The sequence below is a fragment of the Paenibacillus sp. FSL R5-0766 genome, assembly GCF_037971845.1.
Taxonomy (GTDB): Bacteria; Bacillota; Bacilli; order Paenibacillales; family Paenibacillaceae; genus Paenibacillus.
The window spans coordinates 4,122,365-4,148,246 of sequence record NZ_CP150227.1; the positions used below are offsets into that span (position 1 = coordinate 4,122,365).

Consider the following 25,882-nt stretch of genomic DNA (forward strand, 5'->3'; position numbering starts at 1 on the left):
GTTATCTGAATTAGACTAATGTAAACCTCGATTCGATCTCTATTCTCCGCCCGTTAGCAGGCTCTGCTGTTCATCTGATTGTGAAGCCTGCGCAGAATTATCTGAGCTTCCCAAATCAGCTCCTGCTCCGTTTCCTGAACCATCATTCCACATCACTCCATCCGACGTTGCCGGATTATTTGATGATGGACGACTGTTATAGGTAACTGAGGATTGTGCCACATCCTGTTCAACCCCTTTTGACGGTGCTGTCATGGAGGCGGCCAGTGAACTTTCAAGCGAACTTCGCACCTGTCTGGATAACTCCTGTTCGGCTCGTCGAACAATGTTCGGATCACTCTCCAGCAGTTTTAACACTTCTGAATTGGCAGGATACGTCGCGATTGCAGGTGTCTGAAACTGTGGTTCTACATAGGTTAAGGCATAGATTGAAGCTTTATGTAAATAGGCATCTACAATTGCACTTGAGAGTGACAGAATCTCTTCCTCCGTCATCGTAATCCATAAGGTAGCTGCATTGAGTCGTTCCACTTTTTTCTTCGATAAGAGAACATAGTCTTGTCCGGTAGGGAATTGGATACGAACATCAATAATATCTCCCTTAACAAGTGAGGACGGCAGTAATACAACTTGCAGCTCTCGATTTCTTAAATCAGGCGGAGCCGGTACATCCTCATACACCATCTCGGTGGTAATGGCTGTTCCTTTTTTCAACTCTATTTTGGCCACTTGGCCCTCCATCTGCTTGGTACTGGACCAGAGATTTCGCGGTGCTTGTGCATCCGGAACAGCAATAAGCTTCAGATCCTCCGGTAATATCGGTTCACCTGCTTCAATATCCCGAATCGTAACCCATCCTTGTGCTCCCGAATCCCATTGTTGCTTTAATTCAGCTTCCTTTTCCTCATATGCCGATAAATAACGGGCTTCTACAGCTGACCTGACATCCCCCATCGTTTTGACATTGTAAATAACATATCCTCCGAACACCAACCCTACAGCTCCTGCTCCGATAAGTCCAGCATAGATCAGTTGACGGCTTTGTTTTCTTAATTTAGACAAAAGAGGCTCTCCTTTCGTAATCTTCTAATCATGTACTTTCCTTCTTGAAAAGAATGAACGTTTCTTGGGCTGCTGTGCCATCATATGCGTTAAAATATGAGAAAACACTTTATCCATCTGTGCGTCCTTGTCAAAAGGGTCAATATGTAATGGCAGCCCATACACACTCGATGTATCCAGAGCTTTACGAATGCGCTGAACTGCTTCACTTGCTGCCAGGGGCAGACAATAGATCCATTTCTCTCGTGGATACCGATGATGTGATCGAACAAAAGCACCAATCTCCGCCTGTCTCCATTCGGCACCTGAGCCTATAACAATCGGCAGATCTGCACGAAGGAATTCTTCCAGCCGGTTCTGGTCCTGACCACTACCGAGATCCATCACGATGAACTGATAACTCCCCCCAAGCAAAGACAAAATATCCGCTCGCCCGGATTGTTTCCAATAATGCACACCATCCACTGCAAACTGTCTGCCTACTGGCACCGGTTTACCCGCTTGAGCGATTTGTTGAATCCTTGCAAAGGATTGAGAGCGAGGTGACATTTCAATCACAGCTACTTTGAAGTTTTGCCTTTCGAGATAATGACTGATAGCTATAGCCGTGTGGGTAACCCCTACACCAGATGAAGCACCAGTCAAGGCAATCACTCTTGTTCCGCCATTCAAGGTCATGGTTGTATCTCCACCAGGCGTTATTCCACCGGGTATTCGGAGCAGTTCCTTCCGCACCTCATCGGCAGATTGGAATCGCTCCTCGGCATTATATCTTAACAGTCTTCTTGCCACAGGGATGTACGTCCGCGGAACATCACTCCGGATAGAGCTTTCCACACCCTGAATCCATTCCGTGTAGGCCCCACTTGTCATAAGATACAGCAGCAATGCGCCGAGTCCATATAGATCTGAACGCGCATCAGTCTGACCCGAGCCATACTGTTCAGGTGCGGCAAAACCAGCAGTTCCCAGCTTAACGGTATCTTCGGCACTTTGCGGTTTGTAACTTCTGGCGATGCCAAAATCAATTAATCTTACTTCATGTTCCGGTGTGATCATGATATTTGATGGTTTCAGATCCCTATAGATCACAGGTGGATTCAGATTATGCAAATAACTCAACACATCGAGCAATTGAAGTACAAGCTCCGTCAACTGCTCCATCGGGATCTTCCCACGACACTGCTTGAAATACTCACTGAGCGTTAACCCGTCGATGTATTCCATCACCAAGTATGTGTACCCATCTTCATCCGGGACAAAAAAATCAACAATTTGCGGCAATCTTGGATGACGAAGAGATGTTAGCAGAGCTGCCTCCGTCTCCATACTGCCTTCATATGGCATAATCGTTACGCTTTCTTTAATTGCCCATATCTTGCCCGGCAACTTCAGATCCTCCGCCTCGTATACATGGCTCATTCCGCCTGTTCCCAGAATGGATACGATACGATATCTACCTCCCAGCAGGCTTCCGCGTTCCAGCCTGGCCGGATGTCTCATACCAATTCCTCCTTTAATACACAACAAAAAAGGGAAAGCTTCACCGAAGAAGAACAGACCGGATATCCGGTTTTGTTCACTTCGGGATGCTTTCCCTCAGGTTTGTTATGGTTAATATTGGTATCATTATAGTACAGGCAGGAATAGATTGTAAAGCACAAAATAAAATGAGCTTAATCGAATCAATTTCATAATACCTTTAACTGCTTTAATCAAGCTAGATCTCTTAATATTTGACCATATAAAGTGTAATCTCTTCCCGGTTATGGAACAACTGCTTGGAACGTTGAATCTGCATCCGCGAACGCTCAAACGTATCAATGACGTCTTTAATGAGCGCGAGCGGTTTTTTATGCAACAGTTTCACGGTAACAATCGCTGTTCCTCCAGGCTGAAGGCTATATAGAATATCCGACACAAGTCGGCTCATCAGCTTCGGACTCCAACTCATATCACATACGAGCAGATCGAACTCTCCTTCGCGGAAGCGCACATCCCCTGCATTTTTCTTCAAAAAAGTCAGTTTTGGTGATGCCAGCAGCGTAGCGTCCATCTTCGCCGGATCTACCGCCGTTACTTCAAGCCCACGTTCAAGCAGGAACGAGGTCCATCCACCTGGTGCTGCACCGATATCGAGTGCTTTATGAAATGAAGTAAAGTCAATGCCAAACGTTAGCTCGGCTTCAAGCAATTTGAATTTGGCCCGCGAGATCTGCCCATCTTCTTTTTGAAAACGTACGGCTCCGCCGCTCCAGTCTGACAGGTTCTGTTCAGGTCTGGATATGCCAGCATACAACATATCATTCGTTGCAAATACAGAAATGACATATGCAGCATCACGTACAACCCATTCACAGCCTAGCTCATCCAGCTTTTCAGTTAGCAGTTGCTTCAATGAGGCTGCATTTTCTTGCCAAAAGGCCCCTTCTGTCTTCCGTACCTGCAACACGACAGAGGCACCAGTCAATTCCTTATGATTCAACACAAATGCAATCATTTTCTCAATAGACTGCTCCGAATCTTCTGTATTCTCCTGAAACTGAACAGGTTGAATATGACGTAAAAACGTTGGATACTCTGCCCACAGCTTATCTGCAACTTCTTCCTCCGCTACAGGCAGACCCGCAAGCAGTATTTCTCCTGGTACGAGTACCGTGCTCTTCACCGCACCAAACGTACGGCGCAACTCTTCCTGAGCATAAGGGGCAAAGCCATGATTGGCCGTGCAGATAAAACGGGAGAAGTTGCCTTCTTCCCAAGACGATTGTGTACTCAAATTGTGTTACCCTCCAGAACGTACGCGTATCCACGGACGACCATTATCCCACTGGATATCGACCGGAACATCGTACGTATGCTTAATTGTATCCTGTGTCAAAACTTCATGTTTGGGGCCGGCTGCCGCAATACGTCCATCGCGGATCAAGGCCACATGTGTAAATAAAGGTACGATCTCTTCAACATGATGTGTTACATACACAACTGTAATGTTACGCTGGCGCAGACGATCAATCTCAGCCAGCATTTTCTCACGTTCATATAAATCCAGTCCGGCACAAGGCTCGTCCATAATCAACAATTTTGGCTCGGCCATTAATGAACGAGCAAGCATGACTTTTTTGCGCTCCCCTTGGGATAACGTTCCAAGCGAGTTGTTAGCCAGGTTGGCAAAACCCATGTCATGCAGCAAACTCATTGCCTTTGCTTTTACTTCATCCGGAATTGTCTGATAAAAACGCAAAAAAGCATAAGCTCCTGTAGCGACGACCTCCCATACCGGATCTCTGGGTGTGAGTTTCTCAATCAACGTTTGGCTGATATAACCGATTTCCTTACGAACTTCCCTGACGTCACATTGTCCATACAGATTACCGAGCACTTCAATGCGCCCCTGGCTTGGAAACATATATCCATTCATCATTTCCAGTAACGTTGTTTTGCCAGAACCATTCCGGCCCAGAATAACCCAATGTTCGCCTTGTTCGATGCGCAAATGTACGTCATCCAAGATTTGATTCTCTTCTCGTCTAAGTGAGACATGTTCCATCGAGATTATACTCATTTCAGCACCGCCTTCCGGATCTCCGAGAGCAAATGCTCCACAGAGCTCATCCGATAAACCATTTTTGGAACATCTAACTGGCCGTCAAAAAGCATCACTGCTGGAACGCTTGAAATTTGAAATTGTTGTACAAGTTCAGGAATGTCATGAATGTTCATTTCGAATAAAATACCTTCTGGCAGCATGTGCTCAACGACCTCTAACATACGCCGTGCTGCCGCACATGTCCCACATAAAGGGGTATATATAAATACAGCCTGTGGCATGCCTTCCCATACACTGCGCATTAACATTTTGGATGTAATTGGCTTCATTAACTTTCTTCTCCCGCGGCAACACGCAGCATGACCTCACCCGTCATTGGTCCATTATGAATGGTTACCGAATCCGGTTTATTGCTATATAACATCTCGTACATCTGGCGTTTCCCAAACATACTGGACGTATGCAAATAGATCTCGCGCGGAAATAAACCTTCTCGTACAATAGATGCCGCGACCTCACCGCCATTGGGCGAGTCTGGACCAAGCTCATAATCCAGAGACAAAATGTCCACGTCACCTTCTCTTAGCAGCATCAGGCACTCTTCAGCATTCGTTGCCAGAACAAATCCTTTCGGACATGCCCGATAGTCATCCAAAAAAACATGCATACAATCGCTCCTCTCCCCATTATAACCAGGAACGCATGAGCGCTATATCATCATGGTGCGTTCCATCTTCGCCCGTTTCTGTCTCGAGCACAACAACCGCATTTTGGAACTCAGGCGCCTTTAACAATGCCTTCATTGATTCATTTCCGATATATCCCTGTCCGATCCTCGCATGTCTATCCTTACACGAACCAGACGCATATTTGGAATCATTAAAATGGACAGCAGCAACATTATCCCAATACCCGAGCATCCTGCCCTTATCGAGCATCGCCGCTTCGTTGCCTGACGACCACAAACCTGAAGCAAAAGCATGGCATGTGTCAAAACAAAAAGCAATATGCTCCGGATATCGGCTCAATTTGCGAATCTGTATCATTTCTTCCATCGTCGTGCCCATCGGGCCATGATCACCTGCCTGATTTTCAATCAGTACCTTTGAATGTCCATTCCAATTCTCCAAGGCGGTATCCAGACAATGAATGAGGTTCTGATAACCCTCCAGCGGATCGTTTGTTTTGATATGTCCGAAATGGACCACCGTCCCAACAGAACCGCAAGCATTCGAAATTTCAAGATCATTGCGAATAGAAGCTATTGTAGCATGAAACCCCGCCTCTCCACGGGTCATACCCAACGCCGGATTCGTGGGATAGGGTGAATGTGCAATCGAAGCAAGTCCCTGCTGTTCACACCAATCCCTGCACTGCTCAGCATCCTTGAGATCCAGACTTTTCAGGCCAAGGCTACGCGGGTTCTTCGGAAAATACTGAAATGCTGTTGCCCCCATCGCATGTGCTCTTTTGGCTGCCTGAAGAAATCCACCTCTCGTGCTGACATGTGCCCCGATTCCGGTTTTAGGCCTCATGCTGGCATTTCGGACAGAAGAACGCCTTCTTGCCCGTAATTTCCACTCGTTCAATTGTTCCCCCGCAGCGCGGACAAGTCTCGCCTTCCCGATCGTATACGCGACATTGCTCGTCAAAACTTCCTGTCTTCGTATCCCCTTGCATCAGCGGCATTTCCATATAACCGCCCTCAGAAGCTGCTTCACGCAACACCGACTGCATCGAATGGAACAAACGCTCCGTCAGCTCAGGTGAAGCCGCGATGTTCTGCGTTTTGGAGCTTGGTCTCAGACCGGCAGCAAAAGCAATCTCATCCGAATAACAATTGCCAATCCCCGCAATAATATGTTGGTTTACCAACGTTGTCTTGAGCGTACCCCGGCGACCTTTCAACAGGGAAGCAAAACGTTCCACGTTCATCCGTCGATCCAAAGGTTCAGGTCCAAGATCAGACATCGCCTCTTCGGTTTCTTTCGAAGTAAGCAGATGTAAATAACCCAAGCGCAGTCCGATAAAGAATAAAATGTGATCGCCAAACTGAATTTCCACTTGTGTGGAACGATCAGGGCGTTCCTCTTCCGTGCCCCAGAAAATCATACCGCCTAACATGAGGTGCAGCACCAGACGTTTACCATTAGCCAAGTGGAAAATCAGATGCTTCGCTCGGCGCTCAACAAATATGATGCGATTACCTGTAAGTTCATTGATGAACAGATCAGGCTCCGTATTTATCGTTTTATCACGGTTAATTACCACACCTGTAATCAGTAGATCAAGTATTTTCTCGGACAGCAAGGTCCGGTAATTTTCCATTTCCGGTAGTTCCGGCATCGTACATTACCCCTTTTTGGAAGCTTGGTCTGCCTCTTGCGACAGCCACTCCATCAATTTATGCAAATCTTCAAACACATGATCAGGTCGAGCCTTCGCCGCTTGAATGTGTCCATCCATATTATCCCGTGTTGTGATACCGGTAAGTACCAACAGTGTCTCACACCCTGCTGCCACTCCAGCTGCAATATCGGTTCGCATATTATCTCCGATCACTGCCACTTCATGAGACGCCAGGTTTAGCCTGCTAATGGCCGACTTCATTATAACACTCGATGGCTTTCCTATGACTGTAGGATGGACTCCGGTTGCTGCTTCAATTGCTGCTCCAATAGTCCCCGCCCCAGGTGTCAGTCCATCATCGGAAGGAAGCTGCAGATCCGGGTTGGTCATGATGAATTTTGATCCCGCATTAATCCACCTTAGCGCCTTGGTCAGTTTATGATAGGAAAATTCACGATCAATCCCCTGTATCACATATTCTGGCGCATCTTCCGTCAGCTGTAGTCCTGCTTCTTCTATGGCTTGCAGCAATCCTGCTTCTCCGATACATGCCACTGTTGCACCTGGGGACTCTTCAGCAACATATTCAGCAGCTGCCACTGCAGAAGTGCATACTTGAGACGCGTCGGCAGGTATGCCCATCCCGTTCAGATGATCTGCCACACCTTGTGGTGTACGGGAAGAATTATTTGTTACGAATAAATACGGCTTTCCTAGCTCTTGCAGTGTTCGAATAAGCTGATCGGCTCCTTCGATACGATGTCTGCCATGATAGAGCGTACCATCCAAGTCAATCAGATAGGCCTTAATCACACACAGCACTTCCTTTCTTTATTCCATTAACATTTCATGTCCTTAATCATCTACCTCGAACTTGACCGCGAACCTATGTATTCAGGCAAAAAATAATGGCTTGCTGACATATGTACGCAACAAGTCGAACCGGATCGAACACCGACGGTTTAACTCGCGCGTCTTCTGTACAAGCTTGTCATTTCCTGCGCTTTCCCGGAAAATAATTTGAATCATTTCCCTCTTCATATTGCCCATCCTACACGCTTTCTGACCAGATTGCAAAAGGGACCGCGGGAGTTCCTCTCCCTCAGTCCCGTGCAATTACCCGGATCTTTATATGACGTGTTTAACCGTGCACTGGTTCGCAATCAGGGTTAAGATTCTTGCTTGCGATGCACGACAGGAATAAGCTGGTGTTCGTTTGCAAGTCTGGTATTCGGGAATACGGACTGCGCCTCTTCCAAAAGGGGCTGAAGTTGATCCTCATCCTTATAGCGTGAACTGAAGTGAGTCATGATTAGTTGCCCTACATTGGCTGCTCTAGCCGCTTCTGCCGCTTGTTTAGAAGTACTATGATAGTACTCATGTGCTGTATCGGCCAGATCATGCATGAATGTAGCTTCATGTACAAGTACATCTGCATTGATGGAAAGAGGCTGTACATTGTCACATGGACGTGTATCACCCAATATGGTGATTACCATACCACGCTTTGGCGCTCCCAATACATCTTCTGGACGAAGCGAATCACCGTTATCCAACGTAATGGTTTCTCCACGTTTCAGCCGGCCGAACAATGGGCCTGGTTTCAAACCGTATTCCGCCAGTTTGGCTGGGTCCAGGCTTCCTGGGCGATCTTTTTCCGTGATCCGGTATCCATAGCTGTCAATCCGATGCTCAAGCAAAGCTGCTTCCACAATAAAACTGTCATCCTCGAACAGGACGCCGCCCGTATGTTCCACGATATTCAAATCATAGTTAACCCGGGATTGGCTAAGCTCCATTGTTGTACTGATCATTCGTTCCGTACCTGGCGGACCATATACGGTTAATGGTGTGGTGCCACCTTGATAGGCTCTGCTCGAAAGCAGTCCTGGAAGTCCAAATACATGATCACCATGCAGATGTGTAATGAATATTTTCTCCAATTTGCTCAGTTTAAGCGGAGAACTTAAAATCTGATGCTGCGTTCCTTCCCCGCAGTCAAACAACCACAAAGCTCTGCGCTCATCCAACATGCGTAGCCCAATGGAAGTTACATTCCGTTGAAGCGTAGGTACACCAGCATTAGTTCCCAGGAAATATAGTTCCATTCTGGATCGCACCTCTTTCTGTTGCCAGCAAAAAACCTCCGACAATGCGGAGGGCTTTGCCTGACACTCTACTGAATTTATGCCTTCTCTACATTAAAATACTTAGCTTGCGGATGGCTGAATACCATCGCTGATACGGAAGCTTCAGGTTCCATCATGAAACCTTCCGTCAATTCCACCCCGATATCCTCAGGCTGCAGCAACTTGAACAGCGGCCCTTGGTCTTCCAAATCCGGACAAGCCGGATATCCAAAGGATACCCTGATCCCTTGATAGCGTGCACCGTGACGTTGCTTCATGGTCATCTGGGCTGAATCCGGGAATCCCCATATATCTCTCATCATATGATGCACACGCTCAGCTAATCCCTCTGCTACTTCAAGCGCTACGGATTGCAGAGCATGCGAGCGAAGGTAATCCCCTTGATCTTTCCACGCCGTGGATAGTTCACGTACACCGTGTCCGGCCGTAACAACCATGAAACCAACGTAATCCATCTGACCGGATTCAACAGGCTTCAGGAAGTCGGACAGGCACAGGAACGGCTCGACTTTTTGACGTGGGAACGTAAAAGTATGCAAAATATTGCTGGTGTCCTTTGGATCATAGATGATGATGCTGTTACCACTGGACTGAGCAGGGAAGAAACGATACATGGCATGTGCCTGAATAATCCCGTCACGAACAGCTTCTTGCATGATATCATCCACGACTGCTTTCAGGTCGGTAGCCTTCTTATCACCTGAAGCAAGCAGTTGTTCTACTGAACCGCGCAACCCCAGATGATGTCCAAGCAACATCTGCATGTTCACATATGGCAGGATATGTGATAATGGGTAGTTACGCATCGTATGCCGCTCCAGGTCAGGCGGGACAAGAACCGGATTATCTACAGCAATATCCGAACGCTCCACTCGCGTAAGCTCTGGAAGAGCCTGAACAGCTACAGCACTTGAAGCATCAGCTTCTTTTTCTGCTTCCATCTCCAGTTGCATCACTTCACGTGAAACGGGATTCATCAATTTGTTCGCCAGATCCAGACCGTCCATCGCATCTTTCGCATATACAACCATTCCGTTATATTCAGGACGAATACGATTTTTGGTGAATTTACGTGTTAGCGCCGCTCCGCCAACCATAATAGGCACATCAATACCTGCTGTTCGCAAATCCTGAGCGGTAAGAATCATCTGTTGCGCTGATTTTACCAATAGACCCGAGAGGCCGATTGCGTCGACTTTTTCTTCTCGGTATGCCTCAATGATACGTTCTGGTGGTACTTTTATACCCAAATTAATGATTCGGTAACCGTTATTCGACAGGATGATCTCAACCAGGTTCTTACCGATGTCATGCACATCGCCCTTGACCGTGGCGAGAATGATCTTGCCTTTAACCGAAGTCTCATTCTTCTCCATAAATTGCTCCAGATATGCTACAGAAGCCTTCATAACCTCCGCACTCTGCAACACCTCAGCTACAATCAACTCATTGTTGTTAAAGAGACGACCTACTTCCTCCATCCCCCGCATCAGTGGACCGTTAATCACTTGAAGTGCTGTATATTTGGCAAGTGCCTGTTCGAGATCTGGCAACAATCCTTCTTTACTTCCTTCGACTACATATGAAGCGAGACGCTCTTCTAATGAAAGGTTTGAGATTTTTTCCTTCTTCTCAACCTTCTTGTTACGAAACGCCGCTACGAACGCTGCCAGTGTTTCATCATTTGTGTTATATAAAAGTTCTTCCGAGAGTCTGCGTTCTTCTTCCGGAATGGAGGCATAACGCTCCAGTTTCTCTGTGTTCACGATCGCATAATCGAGACCTGCTTTGGTACATTCATATAAGAAAACTGAGTTCAACACCTCACGGCCTGCTTCTGGCAGTCCGAATGAAATGTTACTGATCCCGAGGATCGTATGACACTCTGGCATCGCTTCCTTAATTACTCTTATACCTTCAATAGTTTCTTTAGCTGAACCGATGTACTGTTCATCTCCGGTCCCAACTGGGAACACCAACGTATCAAAAATTAGGTCTTCTGGTTTGAGACCATATTTGTTCACCAGCAAATCGTAAGAGCGCTTCGCTACGTCAAGCTTGTCTTCCCGACTAATCGCCTGACCTCGTTCGTCAATCGTTCCGACAACTACCGCACCACCATATTTATGAAGCAACGGCGTAATCAGCTCAAATTTCTCTTCGCCATCCTCAAGGTTAATGGAGTTAATTATCGCTTTACCTTGTGAGTACTGAAGGGCCAGATCAATTACTGAAGCATCTGTCGTATCAATCATGAGAGGAACTTTTACTTTTTTCACAACCAGTTCAAGGAACTTCACCATGTCTTCAGACTCTTCACGGTCCGGATCTTGTACACACACGTCAACAATGTGCGCTCCATTTTTCACTTGAGCACGAGCAATTTCCGAAGCTTCTTCATATTTGCCTTCTACAATGAGGCGTTTGAATTTCCGTGATCCCAGCACGTTCGTACGCTCACCGACCATATATGGACGATTGTCCTGTTCAATATAGATTGGTTCTATACCAGACAATGCCGGTGGATGTGTTCCGTTCATTTCTCTTGGGGGGTACTGGGCAAGTGTGTCGCGCATCGCCCGAATATGTGCAGGGGTTGTCCCGCAACATCCACCAGCAATATTCAACCAGCCCTGTTCGGCAAAAGCACCAATCTTCTGAGCAAGCGAGTCTGGTGACTCATGGTAATTACCATTCTCATCCGGAAGACCCGCGTTCGGGTAACAACTAACGGCAACCGATGCCATTCCGGAAAGAGAGCGAATGTGATCACGCATGAACTCCGGACCCGTAGCACAGTTTAGTCCTACCGAAATTGGGTTAAGGTGTTCTAAGGATATATAAAAGGATTCGATGTTCTGACCCGCAAGGGTCGTTCCCATCGGTTCGATCGTTCCTGATATCATCAGAGGCAGTGTAACGCCACTCTGTTCGAAGGCCTGCTGAATTCCAATGCTGCCTGCTTTTACATTGAGGGTATCCTGTGAGGTTTCGAGTAGTAGCGCATCAACGCCTCCCTCTATTAAAGCAAGCGCTTGCTCCAAATAACTGTCGATAAGTTCCTGGAACGTTACTCCCCCAGTTACAGACAGTGTTTTGGTTGTTGGTCCCATCGCACCTACCACATAACGTGGAGATTCAGGTGTAGAGAAACGATCAACCGCAGCTTTCGCAATTCTGGCTGCTTCCAGGTTGATCTCGCGTGCCCGATCCTGAATATCGTACTCAGCAAGCACAACGGATGTCGCACCAAATGTATTGGTTTCAATTAAATCGGCGCCAGCCTCCAGATATTCTTCATGAATGCGCTGGATCAGCTCTGGACGAGTAAGCACTAACATTTCATTACATCCATCCAGATCTTCGCCGCCAAAATCTTCGCCAGTCAGATCAACTTGTTGAATCATGGTCCCCATTGCACCGTCGAGGATTAATATTCGTTGTTTTAATGCATCGTGTAGACTAATCTTATCCAATATCTTCACCCCCGCAAAACGTTAGATCTTAGTTTAACAGAAACTAACTTATTGTGAAAGATCGGGTTTGGTCCCGAAAGATGGCGGGTTTGCACGAATATGAACGGAATTTGAGAATCGACAAAAACAAAGCAATCCGATATAATTCAATTAAACCAAGTGGAAAAGAGGGAAAGAACATGGCTGAAATTGTTATCCGAAATACGAACGAACGCATCACTGGTGACGAAAATGTTCGAAATTTCTTGAACAAATACGATGTATTATATGAGAAGTGGGACGCTTCCAAACTGAACACTGATCTGCAAAATAACTTTGGATTAACTGATGAACAGAAAACCGAGGTTTTAGAAACTTACGATTATGAAATCAGAGATTTGGCTGCACGTCGCGGATACCAGATCTGGGATGTCATCACACTGTCCGAACAAACACCAGATATCGAAGAAAAGCTGGCCAAGTTCGAAGAGATCCACACCCACGCTGAAGATGAGATTCGTGCAATTGTTGCTGGTAAAGGAATCTTTGTTATCAAAGCTAAAGATGATGTGGGCTACTTTAATGTAGAACTGTCTCCTGGAGACGTTATCTCCGTACCTGAGAATACACCGCACTTCTTCACTTTAATGGAGAACAAACAAATTATTGCTGTACGTCTGTTCATCGAAAAAGATGGCTGGATTGCAGATCCATACCCTGATCCTACTTTTATCAAACAAGCCTAACACTCTCGTGTTACAACTTGCTTAACCAAAACCCCTGTTCAATTGAACAGGGGTTTTGGCATATGCATATGGAGAGTAGTATACAACATTGGTGCATTATATAAAATAATGCGGGTATTTCGCCTTTATCGATTCCTGTTCAATAACAACTAGTCTAAGATGAGCTTCCATCACCTGAACAGCTTGCTCGGTCTGACGCTCTGTGATAAGACGATAAATCTCTTTGTGCTGGGAGATAATGACCTCCAGGTTGGAGTCCTCCGCTAGACGTAATAAACGCAACCGATTAAACGGAATATTCAGCTGCTGCAACATTTTCCATGTTCTTAGCTTACCCGTGCCCTGGAACAAAATCTGATGAAACTCTTCATCCAGTTCAAATAGACGATAGAAATTGTTTTTTCCTATACAGACTTCCTGCATTGCAATGTTGGTTTCAAGTCGAAATCTGTACTCTTCAGGAAAAGAAACACAAGCCAAAGTCACGATTTCCTTCTCCATCTTCTCCCGCATAAACCTGCCTTCTTCCACATGCTCCAGATTAATATGAGAGACGATCGTTCCACTCTGGGGAATAATGTCCAGCAGTTCTTCTTCAGCAAGCTTCATGAATGCTTCTCTAACGGGTGTTCTGCTCACCTGCAGTTCATCTGCAATCTCTTTCTCTGAAATCTTGGTACCCGGCTTAAGTTCCAGGTGAAGAATTCGTTCTTTTAACAGGTTATATGAATATGCCCGGGTCGAGCCTCTAATTTTTTGATTAAGTGACATGCCTAGACCTCTTTCTATCAGCCGTATTCATTCATCTTAGCACAAATTACCGTTCCACTTATATATCGGTGTGAAACGGTAAACTGGCCAACATCAACTATATTATTGCTTGTTTTCTTTGTAGGCTTTGTACGTGTCATTTGCCAGCTTCAGATAATTAGATAATCCTTGGCTATCCAGCTCTTTGGCAAACGTATCGAATTCAGACAAGTCCCGCTCACCCAAGATAAATTTAAGTGTATTTTGATCCGAATAATCTTTCAGTGGTGTACTCAGAAGTGTCACCCGTTCACGGTCCTCTGAAGAGTAAGGAATTGGTGGTTCTGCCGGGATCACTTCCTTGGTATCCTTCATGTCTTGTTGGAATTTCAACTCTTCTTCACTAAACATCGATTGCAGCAGATCTGTCGTACCACCGTAGGCAAATACTCCACCAGAGAAACCAAAGTCAATACGCAGATCCTTCGTGCCTTTAGGATTCAAGCCATTGTAGTTCACTTCTTCTACCAATTTACGTTTTCCGCCCTCTTTGGTAAATGTTTCGCCTTCAACGCCCCATTTGGCAAACTCTTGACCCTCATCACTGTAGTATAACCAATCCACAAATTGCATAATGGCTTTGAAGTTTTCGCTTTTTTGAATTTTTCCGGATATCATAACACCGTTTTCAAGTCTGGAGCCAGACATTAATTGCCCTTTTGGCCCACCAGGAACTGTAATCTTCGCAACAGAGTATTTGCCTTCTCCCAGCGTTTTGTTCATATCATTTCGGTGCAGCACCACCGTTTGGGAATTACCGTTAATCATGAATGATTTGCCGGATACAAATTTCTGTACAGCCTGATCATCATCCTGTGTGAAACTTTCTTTGTCCAGCAATCCTTCGGATACCAACTTGTTAAAGTACGTTAGCATTTCCTTATACTCCGGCGTAGTAGCCGTATATACAAATTCATCCTGATCTTCCTTATACGTCAATCCGTTACCAAAACCCCATCCAGCCTTGGTACCAAAGCCGGTAGCCGCAATACCTAATGTGCTATTAAATTGGAATCGGTCCGAGAACGGAACGGAATCCGGGTACAGCTCTTTGAGTTTCTTTGCAGCGTCATACAGTTCATCCCATGTGGTTGGGATAGCAATGTTATTTTCTTCAAAAACATCTGTTCTTACGATTAATGTATAATCTGGCCATACTTCTTCATGCAGACCCGGGAGTACATAATACTTGCCATCTTCCTGTCGAAGTCCTTCGATTTCTTCTTCCAATCCCCATTTTTCCACTTTATCCTTGAAGTTGGGCATCAAATCAATATAATCACTAACGGGCAGAATCGCACCGGAAGATACAAATGCAGACTCTTCACCAGGGTACGTTTTAGGAATAACCAGTGGTGCATCACCAGAACTGATTAGAAGAGATCTCTTCTGAGAATAGTCACTCATAGGAACAATCGTTGGCTCAAGTGTAACACCAGTCATTTCAGTCATCTTTTCGAAAAGCAACCAGTCTTTTTTGTACGGATAGGTGGGTTGATCACTATACAGTATCGATAGATTAAACGGCTCAGTCGCCTTGAATGTATCCCCGACATTGTACGTCTCCATCGCTGCCTTGGTTTGAACTTCTGTGACGTCACCTCCAGCTCCATTACCGCTGCTACATGCTGCCAGAACAACGGTCATCATTGATGCCAACACCATTTTACCAACAAACTTACGTGGCTTTTGATTCATTTAGGTTATCCCCCTGAATTTGGTTTGGTATTCTATACAAATTGAACTAAAGAATATTTACACTGCACACTCCGATGACAGAACAACCTTCCGATCGCTGTTATCCCCAGATTTTTTGATTCCTTTTATAAAGGGGAAATCCGGGAATAAAGACGAACGCGCTGCTTCTTCAGGTCCTTTCTGTCCTCTCCGTTTTGTGTAAATGTTTAGTTCAATTTATATAGCTTCTACGTATTACTGTTTAACAGACCCTAACATGATACCGGTTACAAAGTATCTTTGGACAAATGGATAGATGGTGAGTATCGGCAAGATGGTTAATACCATCGTTACAGACTTAATATTGGCAGCAATCTGTGTCAGGTTATCAGCTGAGGTTGCACCGGCAGATGCCCCGCTTGTCGCTCCTGCAATCATATTGCGCAAATAAATGGTGACCGGGAACAGTTCTTTTTTGTCCAGATACAGAAAGGCTGGGAACCAGGAATTCCAATGACCTACTGCGTAGAATAGCACCATGGTTGCCATAACTGCTTTACTAAGCGGCAATATAATGCGTAACAAGATCCCGTAGGTGTTCAAACCGTCAATGGAGGCAGCTTCCTCCAGTTCTTCAGGCATATTTTCAAAAAATGATTTCATGATCAGCATGTTGTATATGCTAATTGCGCCAGGAACAACAAGTGCCCACATGGTGTTGTTGAACCCAAGGGAATTAATCAACACATAGTTTGGAATCAATCCACCACTGAAGAACATCGTGAATACGGCGAACATCGTCAGAAACTTGCGACCCATCAACCTCTTTTTGGACAGGGCATAGGCGAAAATAGTCGTCATAAACATGGAGATTAATGTACCTACTACAGTATAGATAATCGTATTTTTATAATTCGTCCAGAACATGCTGTCACGTGAGATAGTCTTATATGTCTCCACATTGAATCCTCTTGGGAACAGACTAACCTTGCCTGAATTAATATAGGACTCACTACTGAAGGATTGTGCCACGACATTTAAGAATGGATAGAGCGTTATAAATACCACAAACAGCAGAAAGATAACGTTAAATACTTTAAATACCTTATAAGATCTGGATTCCTGCATGATGCTCCTCCTTTACCATAAGCTTCTTTGTGTCAGTCTGCGTGAGATGGCATTTACGGAGAACACCAGAATCAGACCGATCAGCGATTCGAACAAGCCAATTGCGGTAGCATAACTGAAGTTACTGGATTCCAGTCCAACCCGATACAGGTAAGTGGAGATCACATCAGATGTTTCGTAGATAAGCGGATTGTACAAGAGTAAGATTTTTTCAAACCCAACTGCCAGGAAATTACCCATGTTCAAAATCAATAACGTCACAATCGTTGGCAAGATCCCTGGTAACGTTACATGAATCGTTTGCTTCCACCGATTGGCACCATCGATACGCGCAGCTTCATACAAAGAATCATCAATGGTTGTCAGTGCAGCCAGATACAGAATCGCTCCCCAACCCATACCCTGCCATACCTCGGAAGTGATATAGATTGTTCTGAACCACTCAGCCCGCTGCATAAAAGGAATATTGTCTCCGGTGAAGAAAGCCACCAGTCCATTAATGGAACCATTCACTGCTGTCAGCTGCAGGATCATACCCGCAACGATAACGATAGACAGAAAATGAGGCAGATATGACGCGGTCTGTACAAACTTCTTGAATCGTTTACTTTTCACTTCGTTAAGCATCAAGGCAAAAATGATTGGAACCGGGAATGTAAAGAGTAACGCAAGTCCGCCTAACATCAGCGTATTACCGAATACTCTCCAGAAGGTAGGGTCCTCAATGAACATTTTGAAGTACCTTAATCCAACCCAAGTTTCTCCAAATATACTTCCCCCGGGAACAAAACGTCTGAACGCAATCACATTACCAATCATAGGTCCATATTTGAAAATAAGGAGATAAATGATGGGAAGGATTAATAGTGAATACAGCTGCCAGTCTTTGCGAAACAAGGTTGCTGCCGTTCGTAATCTGCTCTCTTTACGTAAAGATGTCATGGTTAACGTTGTTTTAGCGGTTTCCGACTCCATGTGTTTTCACTCCGATCCAGGACTTGATAAGTAAGAGTAATTCATGTACAAACTCCATCGTTTCTCCTCTTGTAGAAGACAACAACTCCTTTAACTTCACCCCCACTACCAAATAGATAATTGCTGAATGTAAGCGATATCAATTTGATGTATTATGTAGAATCACACAATCCAAGGTGCTTCACATCATTCATTAGCACTTACTAAGTGGTGTGATCTCCAAATCAAAACAAGCTTTTTCAAAATATTAAGCGCTTACAATCAATCGAAAATAATTAGCAATAACTCCCTGCTTCCATTTAATGATGTAAGTCAAAAAGAAATTGCTTTAGGACAATCTAAATACTAGTCATACTAGTATGTTAGTTATATTTTAATCCAGCTTCCCCCTAATTTCAATAACTTTTAGCAAAATAAATGGAGATCTCTTTTAACAAGGTAATTTAGTCAACAAGCTCAAATAAAAAAACATTGGAAACTTCAAGAACGACATTATCGTTCATTGAAGCTTCCAATGTTTCAGGGTGCTGAGGAAAGATGTTATAGCTGATCTGCTTAGAAATTAGCTATAAGCTGATTTAATTCCGATAAATGCGTTATTTCATGGTCTGGCGCATACGTTTCATTGTTGGTCTTATGCTCACGGTTAATCCATACGGATTGGATGCCAGATGATAAAGCACCACGAATATCAGTCGTTAACTTGTCTCCAACCATCATGCTCTCTTCGGGTTTAACACCCAGTTTACTCAAAGCATGTTCAAATATCGACGGATCTGGTTTTCCTTTTCCGAAGTTACCCGAGATAATAATCTCATCAAAGAAAGGAGTCAATTCAGGTACACCATCCAACTTTTCTTGTTGCAAAGCAGGACAACCGTTTGTTAACAATAACAGTTTGTACTTTCCTTGTAACTGACGCAAGGTATCCATCGTTTCTTCGTATACATGAGGTCTGGATCTCCGTTCTACTCCAAACTGCGCAGCAAGTTGTTCAGCAAGATCTTCCCGATCTATACCCAACTTCAACAAGCCACGACGCCAGGATTCTTTACGGTATACTGGAGCAAGCTGCTCCAACTGACGGAACTCAGGTTGATCCCCACCAGTAAAGTTAGCCCAAAGGCCTTCAAACGGATTGATTCCAATCATTTTGGTAAAAGGAAAGGTTTCATATGATTCATACAGCCCACGTGCCTCATTACGAACAGCTTCTTCAAGTTCTTCTGGTTTGACCCCAGTCTCTTGCGCTGCGATTAGACAAGTCTCATGAAAAGCTTCTCGAACACTACGCTCATCCCATAATAAAGTATCATCCAGGTCGAACAAAATCGCTTTTAACGCCATTCCGATCATCTACCCCTTTATGCAATAATTACTTTTCGACGGTTTCCACGGTGATCTGGTGTGCTTTTGCAAATTTCAGCAAACGTTCTGCAATCGCATCTGTATCGTAACGGTTCAATAACTTGGTAAACACCCATCTTTTCCCGCGACTGTTATGTTCGATAACAACTGTACCTGGTTCAATTCTGAATTTGACGATATCGTCAACCCCAATTGAACGTTCACGATTACCCTTCGTCGTTATAATCCGATTACTGCTAATCTTGATGTATGGACGGCGAAGCATGAAGATGACTGCCAAAAATACGTAAAGCAGCATGGTCACCCAGTCCCAAGTTGTCATTGGAGCTTGCACAAGGAATGTGCTCATAAACAGATACAAAAAGGCGAGACCGATCAAAAATATTGGGAACAACAAGCTGCGTCCCTTAAAGACTTCTTCACCTGGTGTACCTGTGATTGGTTGACCACTTTTTTTGCGTTGCTGATTTAACTGCTTGGAATTTTTCTTAACCGTTCTCTCGAACGAACGCGACATGAGAATCCCCCTTATGTGTCTTTGTATCGGCTTACATAACTGTAAACCAACATTTCCCCCTATAAATTGCACACTCAAAATAACAGGAAGAAACCTAAATATCATAATGATATCATTAGGTTTCGTTAGTGTTTGAGTTTGCCTTGGTGGCCTTTGTCATTCTCCTCATCAACAATCTCAATGGTATCCAGTTGTTGTCTGAAATTACTGCGAATATTGCTCAAATAAATCTCTCTTAGCTCGGCACGTTCAGCAAGTTCTTCCTCCGACAATCCAGTGGACTTTTGCTTACGAGCCAATTCGTTAATGCGTGCTACCAGACTATCTATATCCAAGCTTGTCCCCTCCAAAAATACAAAGTCATATTAACTTTGCCATTATAAAGGCTACTTGTCAAGCTGACACGCGCTAACACTCATTGATGTGCATTTTATTCTGCAAATTGCGGTAGAGCTAGTACTTGTCCCACTTGGATGGAAGTTGTATGAAGTTGATTCACTTTCTTAATTGCTTCTATATAAATACGTGTATCCATATTCGTCGGTTTATGTTCCAAAGAAATACTCCATAATGTTTCCCCTTGTGAAACAGCTATCTTTCCTCCAGGCAGAACATCATTCTCATTGCCGGCAAATACAGTTAAAACGGTGCTGCATCCAATAAATATAATCATAGAGGTAATGGCTACCTTTAACATCCATGAAGAAATCTTGAAACGCGCTAAAACCTTCTTGTAGTTCCCTATGTTAGACTTCACCAGTTCCGAATTCATCGGTTCATAAATGCTTTGATAAGTAGAATATCTCATTAAATACCCGCCTCCAAACGTTTGTTCCTATCTGTTGAAATCAATATAACACGAACACTTGTTTTGTTCAATAGATTTTTAGAACAATTGTTCGCTTATTTTTCGAAGGGAGATATATCATATATGAAGTTCTTTTGCAAAGCATTTGCACATTTGCAGTATTATGCTCTGGATTTTGGACAGATGCTGTTCTAAAAGTTAAAAAACACTGATTTAATGCTATTTTATTTAGAACTTATGTTTGTACGAACGGAGGTTCTATGTTATAATTTTCCCAAACGTTACTAAAATGGGGTTGATACGGTATGTCGAAGATATCCAGCAGGCAGCAGGCTATTCTGGAGTTTATACGAAATGAAGTCCGGTTGAAGGGGTATCCTCCTTCCGTACGGGAAATTGGTGAAGCGGTTGGACTAGCTTCCAGCTCAACAGTACATGGACATTTGGATCGTTTGGAGAAAAAAGGTTTGATCCGACGCGACCCTACCAAGCCAAGAGCCATTGAGCTTTTGAGCCAGGAAGAATCTGAGCATTCTCATCAATTTGCTCATAGCGTTGCACGTATTCCTGTCGTTGGTAAAGTTACAGCCGGGGTTCCAATCACTGCAACCGAGAACATTGAAGACTACTTCCCTCTTCCTACACATTATGTAGGCGAACAAAAAGTGTTTATGCTTTCAGTAGTCGGAGATAGTATGGTGGAAGCTGGAATCGTTAATGGAGATTACGTTATTGTCCGTCAACAGCAAACTGCTGATAACGGTGATATCGTCGTTGCAATGACTGAAGACGATGAAGCTACAGTGAAAACGTTCTATAAAGAGAAAGATCATATTCGCCTTCAACCGGAGAATGCGACCTTCGAACCTTTACGTTTGAAACATGTTAGTATTCTGGGTAAAGTCATTGGCCTTTTCCGAGATATTCATTAATATTTAACTTGAGTAACAAACTAGATGTAATGAAATACGAAAGAGGTTGTCCTGATCAACAGGACAACCTCTTTTTTTCATGTTTTTTTGCGGCCAATTATTCACTGCGTTTCAGAACACTCTTGTGATGCGAGAACACATCAAAGCTCTGTTGTCCGTGATATGAGCCCATACCGCTCTCTCCTACACCACCAAACGGGAGATAGTGTGAAGTCATATGAGAAAGTGTGTCATTAATACATCCCCCACCGAAGGATACTTGATTCAGAACCTGATCCTGCAGTTGCTCATCCTGTGTGAAGAGATATAGCGCCAATGGTTTTGGCCGGCGAACAATCTCATCCAGCATAGGATTCAGGTCACTGTACGTAAATACAGGAAGAATCGGACCGAAGATTTCTTCTTGCATGACAGCCGATTCCCAGTTCACATCCCCAAGTACAGTTGGCTCAATCAGCAACTGCTCACACACAGACCGTCCACCTATCAGCGTTTTCCCATCTGTAAGGAACTTCGACAACCGATCAAAGTTACGCGCGTTAACAATATGCGGAAAATCAGCGTTCTGTAACACATCATCCCCAAATTTATCTTTGATCTCTGCGCCAATCAGATTGATCAATTCGTCATGAACTTGTTCATGTACAAGCAAATAATCCGGAGCAACGCATGTTTGCCCCGCATTCAGGAATTTACCACGAACAATACGTTGGGCCACCAGCTTCAGATCTGCATCACTATGGACAATAGCAGGACTCTTACCACCCAACTCAAGAGTTACAGGAGTCAAGTGCTCCGCAGCTGCCTTCATAACAATGCGACCAACACCTGTGCTGCCTGTGAAGAAAATATAATCAAACTTCTCTTTCAACAATGCTGTGCTAGCCTCAACTTCGCCTTCCATAACCGCAATATACTCCTGAGGGAAGATCTCCTGAATCAGATCATACGTCAGACGAGATACGGCTGGTGTTAATTCAGAAGGCTTGATAACTGCACAGTTACCGGCTGCAATTGCTCCAATCAGTGGACCAAAGGCCAGTTGGAAAGGATAGTTCCAAGGTGCAATAATAAGAGCCACTCCGTATGGTTCAGGGTAAATGGTACTCACCCCATCCGGCATAGCCGAATTGGTTGGGACTTGTTTTGGTGCAGCCCATTCCTGCAGGTGTTCTAATGCAAAATCCAGTTCACCCAGAACAACGCGAATCTCGGAACCGTAAGCTTCCGCCTCAGATTTGTTCAGATCCGCCCGAAGTGCGTCTTGAATCCGTTGCTGAAACTTTTCAATTCCCTTTCTAAGCTGTTGAAGCGCATTAATCCGATACTCGATTTTTTTAGTTTGTCCTGTATAAAAAAATGTACGTTGTTCTGTCACAAGTTGTTTTGCCTGATCCATATTAACATCTCCAATTAATTATTAAAAATTTAATTGTTCAAAATTCAATTAAAGTATACCTCTTCTATATGAAACTTTCAACATACAAATGAAACATCCATTTGTATGTATTTGAACGATGGTTGGAATTTTGAAAGAGTGAAAGCTAGTATTCCTTTCTATTCGTGGCTATCAAGTTGCCTTATGAGGGTGCTATGTAAGTCTTTCATTCTATAGACAGTATCAGCTTACTGCGATAGTAGGTGAGTTCTGGCTTTAAACTCAACAGTCTCATGGAAAACATCTATTATCGTAGCAGGTATTCTAATATCTGAGTAAAAGGATGAATGCCTAAGGAGAAATGACTGAATGTTCAGCCGTTGCCTGATAAGAACAACTGAGATGCCTAAAGACAAGGTGCCGCAAGAAGTTAGAAGTTCGCGACCATCTAGGACAGACTGACTGATACAATGACCTTTATTAAGGTTTATGAGAGGCTATCCCCTTCTAGTTGCGACTCCACATGTATTAGCTTTTCCTTATCCACTCATTTACATAGAAAAATATACCTTGGTCTGATAGACTATATGCAGAATACATATATTGGAGGAATCATCTTGAAAAAAGCATCACTTTTATTGTCAGCTTTAATGCTGACTATAGCAATAACAGCATGTGGAAGTGAGACAGAAAAAACAGCCAATACAGCGCCAGTGAAATCAACTGAAACAGATCTAGTAGAAACGCCTGTATTAGAAGACACTGAGCAGGCAAAAGAAGAAACTAAGCAAGAGGAAGTAGCAGAAACAGGTGAAGCAATCGAATATGAACTTGATGGTTTAAAAATATCAGAAGTGTCCGTGAAAGATGATAATGGGATGTGGTCTTTAACAGCCTCTATTGAAAACACTGATAAAGAATTCGAAGTTGCTTTGCTAAAAGCGACCATTAACGACAAAGACGGAAAACAAATCGGTACAGCAGACGGTACGGTTGACTTCCTGGGAAAAGGTGAAAGCAAAACGGTTGAGTTTTACTCAATGGATGATCTTACGGGTTACGATTCTTTCAAATTTCAGATTGACAGTAAAATGTAATGAAGATCGGATTGTGAAGCCCAGCCTGAAAGAGCATTTTCCAGCTCAAACCTATATAAATAAGTCATCGTTCATCAAACTGGGATATGGATAGCTATGAAATCCGAAATGGGCATTTTATAACAAAGTCTACCATCAGATGATATTCGACATTGTTAAGAAAAGTCTGATTAAATGAAAATAAGGCCCTGTCAGCTAAGACCTGATAAGGCCTTATTCTATTTCTAAACGCCTGGAAATATATCACTTATAAAAATTATCTACATTTAGCGATATAGTAGTAGCACTCCTAGTTTTTCAATTACAGAGTAAATTACTCTGTAAAATCTCTTTGATGATCTTGTTAATAACTATTTTTGCTCATTTATTTAGCACAAATAGTGAACTTTTGTGGGTAATTTGGTTTTTGATTAAGTATGTTGAGAATTGTCCACAAAAGGAAAAAAACCTCAGCGCTAGAGCACCAAGGTATTGAGAGCTATTAGTACAACCTGATATATTGATCGCGTTCCCATTGATGGGCTGGTGTGCAGTTTATGTACGATCGCTTAATATTATTGTTTCTTTCAATATTTATGCGCTATTTACGACTAGAATAGGAACTAAAGTTCGTAGTCGATCATAGCTTTTCACGACATTGGGGACATTCAGGAGACGATTTGGGGGATGCTCCACGAACTTTAAATGAACCGTCAGTACAGCTCCAATAGATTATAATCATATATCAGAAACACCCCTTTATAATAGTACAACAGCGGTCAGGCGATACCGATTGCCACACTCAAAAGCATCGACCAAAAGGGTAGCGAGTTTTCTTATTTATCAAAACCAAAATAGTAGTGTAAAAACTTAAATTTTTAATTATTGTATATATTTTCCATATAAGGTATGATAAATTTACCGATCGGGATAAAATAACTAAAGGGAGAGTAGATTAAATGAAAAAGAAATTACTTGCTGGATTATTAGCTGTATCTGCATGTTTTTCAATTGGATCCACGTCCTTCGCTGCTGATGCCACTATTTCAACACCTAATTCTTCACCATCGGAAATGTCCCAGGTGATAGCACCTCATGCTTTTTTTGAGCGCGATATTTACCTTAAAGTAGGCCAACCTGGACAATGGTATAGCGGCTACACTTATGATGTAATCTATAGCGATGGCGCTTGTGATATTGGCCCTGACTTTTTAGTTACTCCTATTCAACCTGGGCTTACAGTTGTAAGTGCAAACCACGGTACTTATACGATACTTTTCAAATTCCATGTTAGCTATTAGTATCAACGAACAATGACAAACTTTAGTGCACCCATGCCAGTTGCACTAAAATAACAGGCGCTGTCAGAAGTCCCTCCGACATCGCCTGTTTTAAATCGAATATACTGTCGTTCGGCCAATTGGCTGTTTCCGCATCCGGCTAACTGTCTTTGCCTGGCGACTGGGAAATATAAAATCAGTCGGAAGCATGTCGGCTGTGTAGTCATCCAGATCTGATCGAATACTCGGATGAATGATAAAAGTTTTGGCATGCTTGTTCTTTTACTCAACCATGCTATGTGTGTGCCTCTCGTTTGCCAAACCCTAAGACTTAGCAAGTCAGAAACCCGCAGTCCGCTGTATATCCCCATACAAAAAAATAAGTAGTTGCGCATACTCCGTATATAGAAGTCTTCCTTCATTTCATCTATAACCCGTTCGTCCCAGATCGGCTGTACTTTCCTCATCTCATCACCTTCTCTACATCATCATCCTTCTTCCAGCATCGCGGCATAATACATAACTGTTTCAATCCGGTCCACGTTCCCACCCACATCCCCGGCATTTATTAGGATGCTGATCAGATACCCTTGGAATAGCCGGTTCAGTTTTACTGAAATA

25 protein-coding genes are annotated in these 25,882 nt (G+C 43.8%); 4 read left to right on the top strand and 21 right to left on the bottom strand.

Features of this window, described 5'->3' with window-relative positions; genetic code table 11:
- Nucleotides 1-39 precede the first annotated feature (39 nt).
- The 11 genes from MKY66_RS17685 to metH all read right to left on the bottom strand — a co-directional run bounded on the left by MKY66_RS17685 (nt 40) and on the right by metH (nt 12,587).
- Entirely contained in the window at nt 40-1,062 is a 1,023-nt protein-coding gene (locus tag MKY66_RS17685; RefSeq protein ID WP_076210099.1) for an SAF domain-containing protein, read from the bottom strand.
- A 24-nt stretch (nt 1,063-1,086) separates the two neighbouring features.
- On the bottom strand, nt 1,087-2,565 hold the full coding sequence (locus MKY66_RS17690) for a serine/threonine protein kinase (RefSeq protein ID WP_076210098.1): 1,479 nt from the start codon (nt 2,563-2,565) through the stop codon (nt 1,087-1,089).
- A 226-nt stretch (nt 2,566-2,791) separates the two neighbouring features.
- A complete protein-coding gene (locus MKY66_RS17695) occupies nt 2,792-3,841 on the bottom strand; it encodes an SAM-dependent methyltransferase (RefSeq protein ID WP_076210097.1) in 1,050 nt (349 codons plus the stop codon).
- Between the two features lie 6 nt (nt 3,842-3,847).
- Nucleotides 3,848-4,621: an ATP-binding cassette domain-containing protein gene (locus MKY66_RS17700; RefSeq protein ID WP_076210358.1), complete on the bottom strand. Its 774-nt coding sequence runs from the start codon at nt 4,619-4,621 to the stop codon at nt 3,848-3,850.
- A 2-nt stretch (nt 4,622-4,623) separates the two neighbouring features.
- A complete protein-coding gene (locus MKY66_RS17705) occupies nt 4,624-4,941 on the bottom strand; it encodes a thioredoxin family protein (RefSeq protein WP_076210096.1) in 318 nt (105 codons plus the stop codon).
- Nucleotides 4,941-5,279: a cyclic-phosphate processing receiver domain-containing protein gene (locus tag MKY66_RS17710; RefSeq protein ID WP_017688046.1), complete on the bottom strand. Its 339-nt coding sequence runs from the start codon at nt 5,277-5,279 to the stop codon at nt 4,941-4,943. Before MKY66_RS17710 ends, MKY66_RS17705 begins: the two co-directional genes overlap by 1 nt.
- 19 nt (nt 5,280-5,298) lie before the next feature.
- Nucleotides 5,299-6,147 carry a deoxyribonuclease IV gene (locus tag MKY66_RS17715; protein ID WP_076210095.1) on the bottom strand — a complete coding sequence of 283 codons (849 nt, stop codon included), beginning with the start codon at nt 6,145-6,147 and terminating at the stop codon, nt 5,299-5,301.
- On the bottom strand, nt 6,137-6,958 hold the full coding sequence (locus MKY66_RS17720) for a DNA-formamidopyrimidine glycosylase family protein (RefSeq protein WP_036673861.1): 822 nt from the start codon (nt 6,956-6,958) through the stop codon (nt 6,137-6,139). The genes MKY66_RS17715 and MKY66_RS17720 overlap by 11 nt, the downstream gene beginning before the upstream one ends.
- Before the next feature lie 6 nt (nt 6,959-6,964).
- Complete coding sequence (locus MKY66_RS17725) at nt 6,965-7,774, bottom strand: TIGR01457 family HAD-type hydrolase (RefSeq protein ID WP_076210094.1); 810 nt, start codon at nt 7,772-7,774, stop codon at nt 6,965-6,967.
- 356 nt (nt 7,775-8,130) lie between these two features.
- The gene (gene rnz, locus MKY66_RS17730) at nt 8,131-9,069 is read right to left on the bottom strand and encodes a ribonuclease Z (RefSeq protein ID WP_017688042.1); all 939 of its coding nucleotides are present in this window, start codon (nt 9,067-9,069) and stop codon (nt 8,131-8,133) included.
- A gap of 77 nt (nt 9,070-9,146) precedes the next feature.
- Nucleotides 9,147-12,587, bottom strand: coding sequence for a methionine synthase (gene metH / locus MKY66_RS17735; RefSeq protein ID WP_076210093.1), 3,441 nt, complete (start codon nt 12,585-12,587; stop codon nt 9,147-9,149).
- A gap of 179 nt (nt 12,588-12,766) precedes the next feature.
- On the opposite strand from metH, the gene MKY66_RS17740 reads away from it, so the two are divergent.
- The gene (locus MKY66_RS17740) at nt 12,767-13,312 is read left to right on the top strand and encodes a cupin domain-containing protein (protein WP_076210092.1); all 546 of its coding nucleotides are present in this window, start codon (nt 12,767-12,769) and stop codon (nt 13,310-13,312) included.
- Between the two features lie 96 nt (nt 13,313-13,408).
- Here MKY66_RS17740 and MKY66_RS17745 read toward each other — a convergent pair whose 3' ends face one another.
- The 8 genes from MKY66_RS17745 to MKY66_RS17780 form a co-directional block, all read right to left on the bottom strand.
- Nucleotides 13,409-14,083, bottom strand: a complete 675-nt coding sequence (locus MKY66_RS17745) for a GntR family transcriptional regulator (protein ID WP_036673866.1) — start codon at nt 14,081-14,083, stop codon at nt 13,409-13,411.
- 102 nt (nt 14,084-14,185) lie between these two features.
- Nucleotides 14,186-15,820 (bottom strand): extracellular solute-binding protein, encoded by a 1,635-nt coding sequence (locus MKY66_RS17750; RefSeq protein WP_076210091.1) that lies wholly within the window; start codon nt 15,818-15,820, stop codon nt 14,186-14,188.
- 234 nt (nt 15,821-16,054) lie between these two features.
- Nucleotides 16,055-16,927, bottom strand: a complete 873-nt coding sequence (locus tag MKY66_RS17755; protein ID WP_036613592.1) for a carbohydrate ABC transporter permease — start codon at nt 16,925-16,927, stop codon at nt 16,055-16,057.
- Nucleotides 16,928-16,939: 12 nt separating this feature from the next.
- The gene (locus MKY66_RS17760) at nt 16,940-17,902 is read right to left on the bottom strand and encodes an ABC transporter permease subunit (RefSeq protein ID WP_036613590.1); all 963 of its coding nucleotides are present in this window, start codon (nt 17,900-17,902) and stop codon (nt 16,940-16,942) included.
- A 555-nt stretch (nt 17,903-18,457) separates the two neighbouring features.
- Nucleotides 18,458-19,249 (bottom strand): HAD family hydrolase, encoded by a 792-nt coding sequence (locus tag MKY66_RS17765; RefSeq protein ID WP_076210090.1) that lies wholly within the window; start codon nt 19,247-19,249, stop codon nt 18,458-18,460.
- A gap of 28 nt (nt 19,250-19,277) precedes the next feature.
- Nucleotides 19,278-19,787 carry a hypothetical protein gene (locus MKY66_RS17770; RefSeq protein WP_017688037.1) on the bottom strand — a complete coding sequence of 170 codons (510 nt, stop codon included), beginning with the start codon at nt 19,785-19,787 and terminating at the stop codon, nt 19,278-19,280.
- 125 nt (nt 19,788-19,912) lie between these two features.
- Complete coding sequence (locus MKY66_RS17775; protein WP_076210089.1) at nt 19,913-20,122, bottom strand: DUF896 domain-containing protein; 210 nt, start codon at nt 20,120-20,122, stop codon at nt 19,913-19,915.
- Between the two features lie 95 nt (nt 20,123-20,217).
- Nucleotides 20,218-20,595, bottom strand: a complete 378-nt coding sequence (locus tag MKY66_RS17780) for a LysM peptidoglycan-binding domain-containing protein (RefSeq protein WP_076210088.1) — start codon at nt 20,593-20,595, stop codon at nt 20,218-20,220.
- Nucleotides 20,596-20,900: 305 nt separating this feature from the next.
- Between MKY66_RS17780 and lexA the strand changes: the two genes are divergently transcribed.
- Nucleotides 20,901-21,527 (top strand): transcriptional repressor LexA, encoded by a 627-nt coding sequence (gene lexA / locus MKY66_RS17785; RefSeq protein ID WP_017688034.1) that lies wholly within the window; start codon nt 20,901-20,903, stop codon nt 21,525-21,527.
- 97 nt (nt 21,528-21,624) lie between these two features.
- Here the strand turns inward: lexA and MKY66_RS17790 are convergent, their stop codons facing one another.
- Nucleotides 21,625-22,926 carry an aldehyde dehydrogenase gene (locus MKY66_RS17790; protein WP_076210087.1) on the bottom strand — a complete coding sequence of 434 codons (1,302 nt, stop codon included), beginning with the start codon at nt 22,924-22,926 and terminating at the stop codon, nt 21,625-21,627.
- A 596-nt stretch (nt 22,927-23,522) separates the two neighbouring features.
- Here MKY66_RS17790 and MKY66_RS17795 point away from each other — a divergent pair.
- Together MKY66_RS17795 and MKY66_RS17800 are read left to right on the top strand one after the other, a co-directional pair.
- Nucleotides 23,523-24,002 carry a hypothetical protein gene (locus MKY66_RS17795; RefSeq protein WP_076210086.1) on the top strand — a complete coding sequence of 160 codons (480 nt, stop codon included), beginning with the start codon at nt 23,523-23,525 and terminating at the stop codon, nt 24,000-24,002.
- 938 nt (nt 24,003-24,940) lie between these two features.
- Nucleotides 24,941-25,282, top strand: a complete 342-nt coding sequence (locus MKY66_RS17800) for a hypothetical protein (RefSeq protein ID WP_076210085.1) — start codon at nt 24,941-24,943, stop codon at nt 25,280-25,282.
- A 2-nt stretch (nt 25,283-25,284) separates the two neighbouring features.
- On the opposite strand, the gene MKY66_RS17805 is transcribed toward MKY66_RS17800, so the two are convergent.
- A complete protein-coding gene (locus MKY66_RS17805) occupies nt 25,285-25,551 on the bottom strand; it encodes a hypothetical protein (RefSeq protein WP_339805489.1) in 267 nt (88 codons plus the stop codon).
- Nucleotides 25,552-25,882 lie beyond the last annotated feature (331 nt).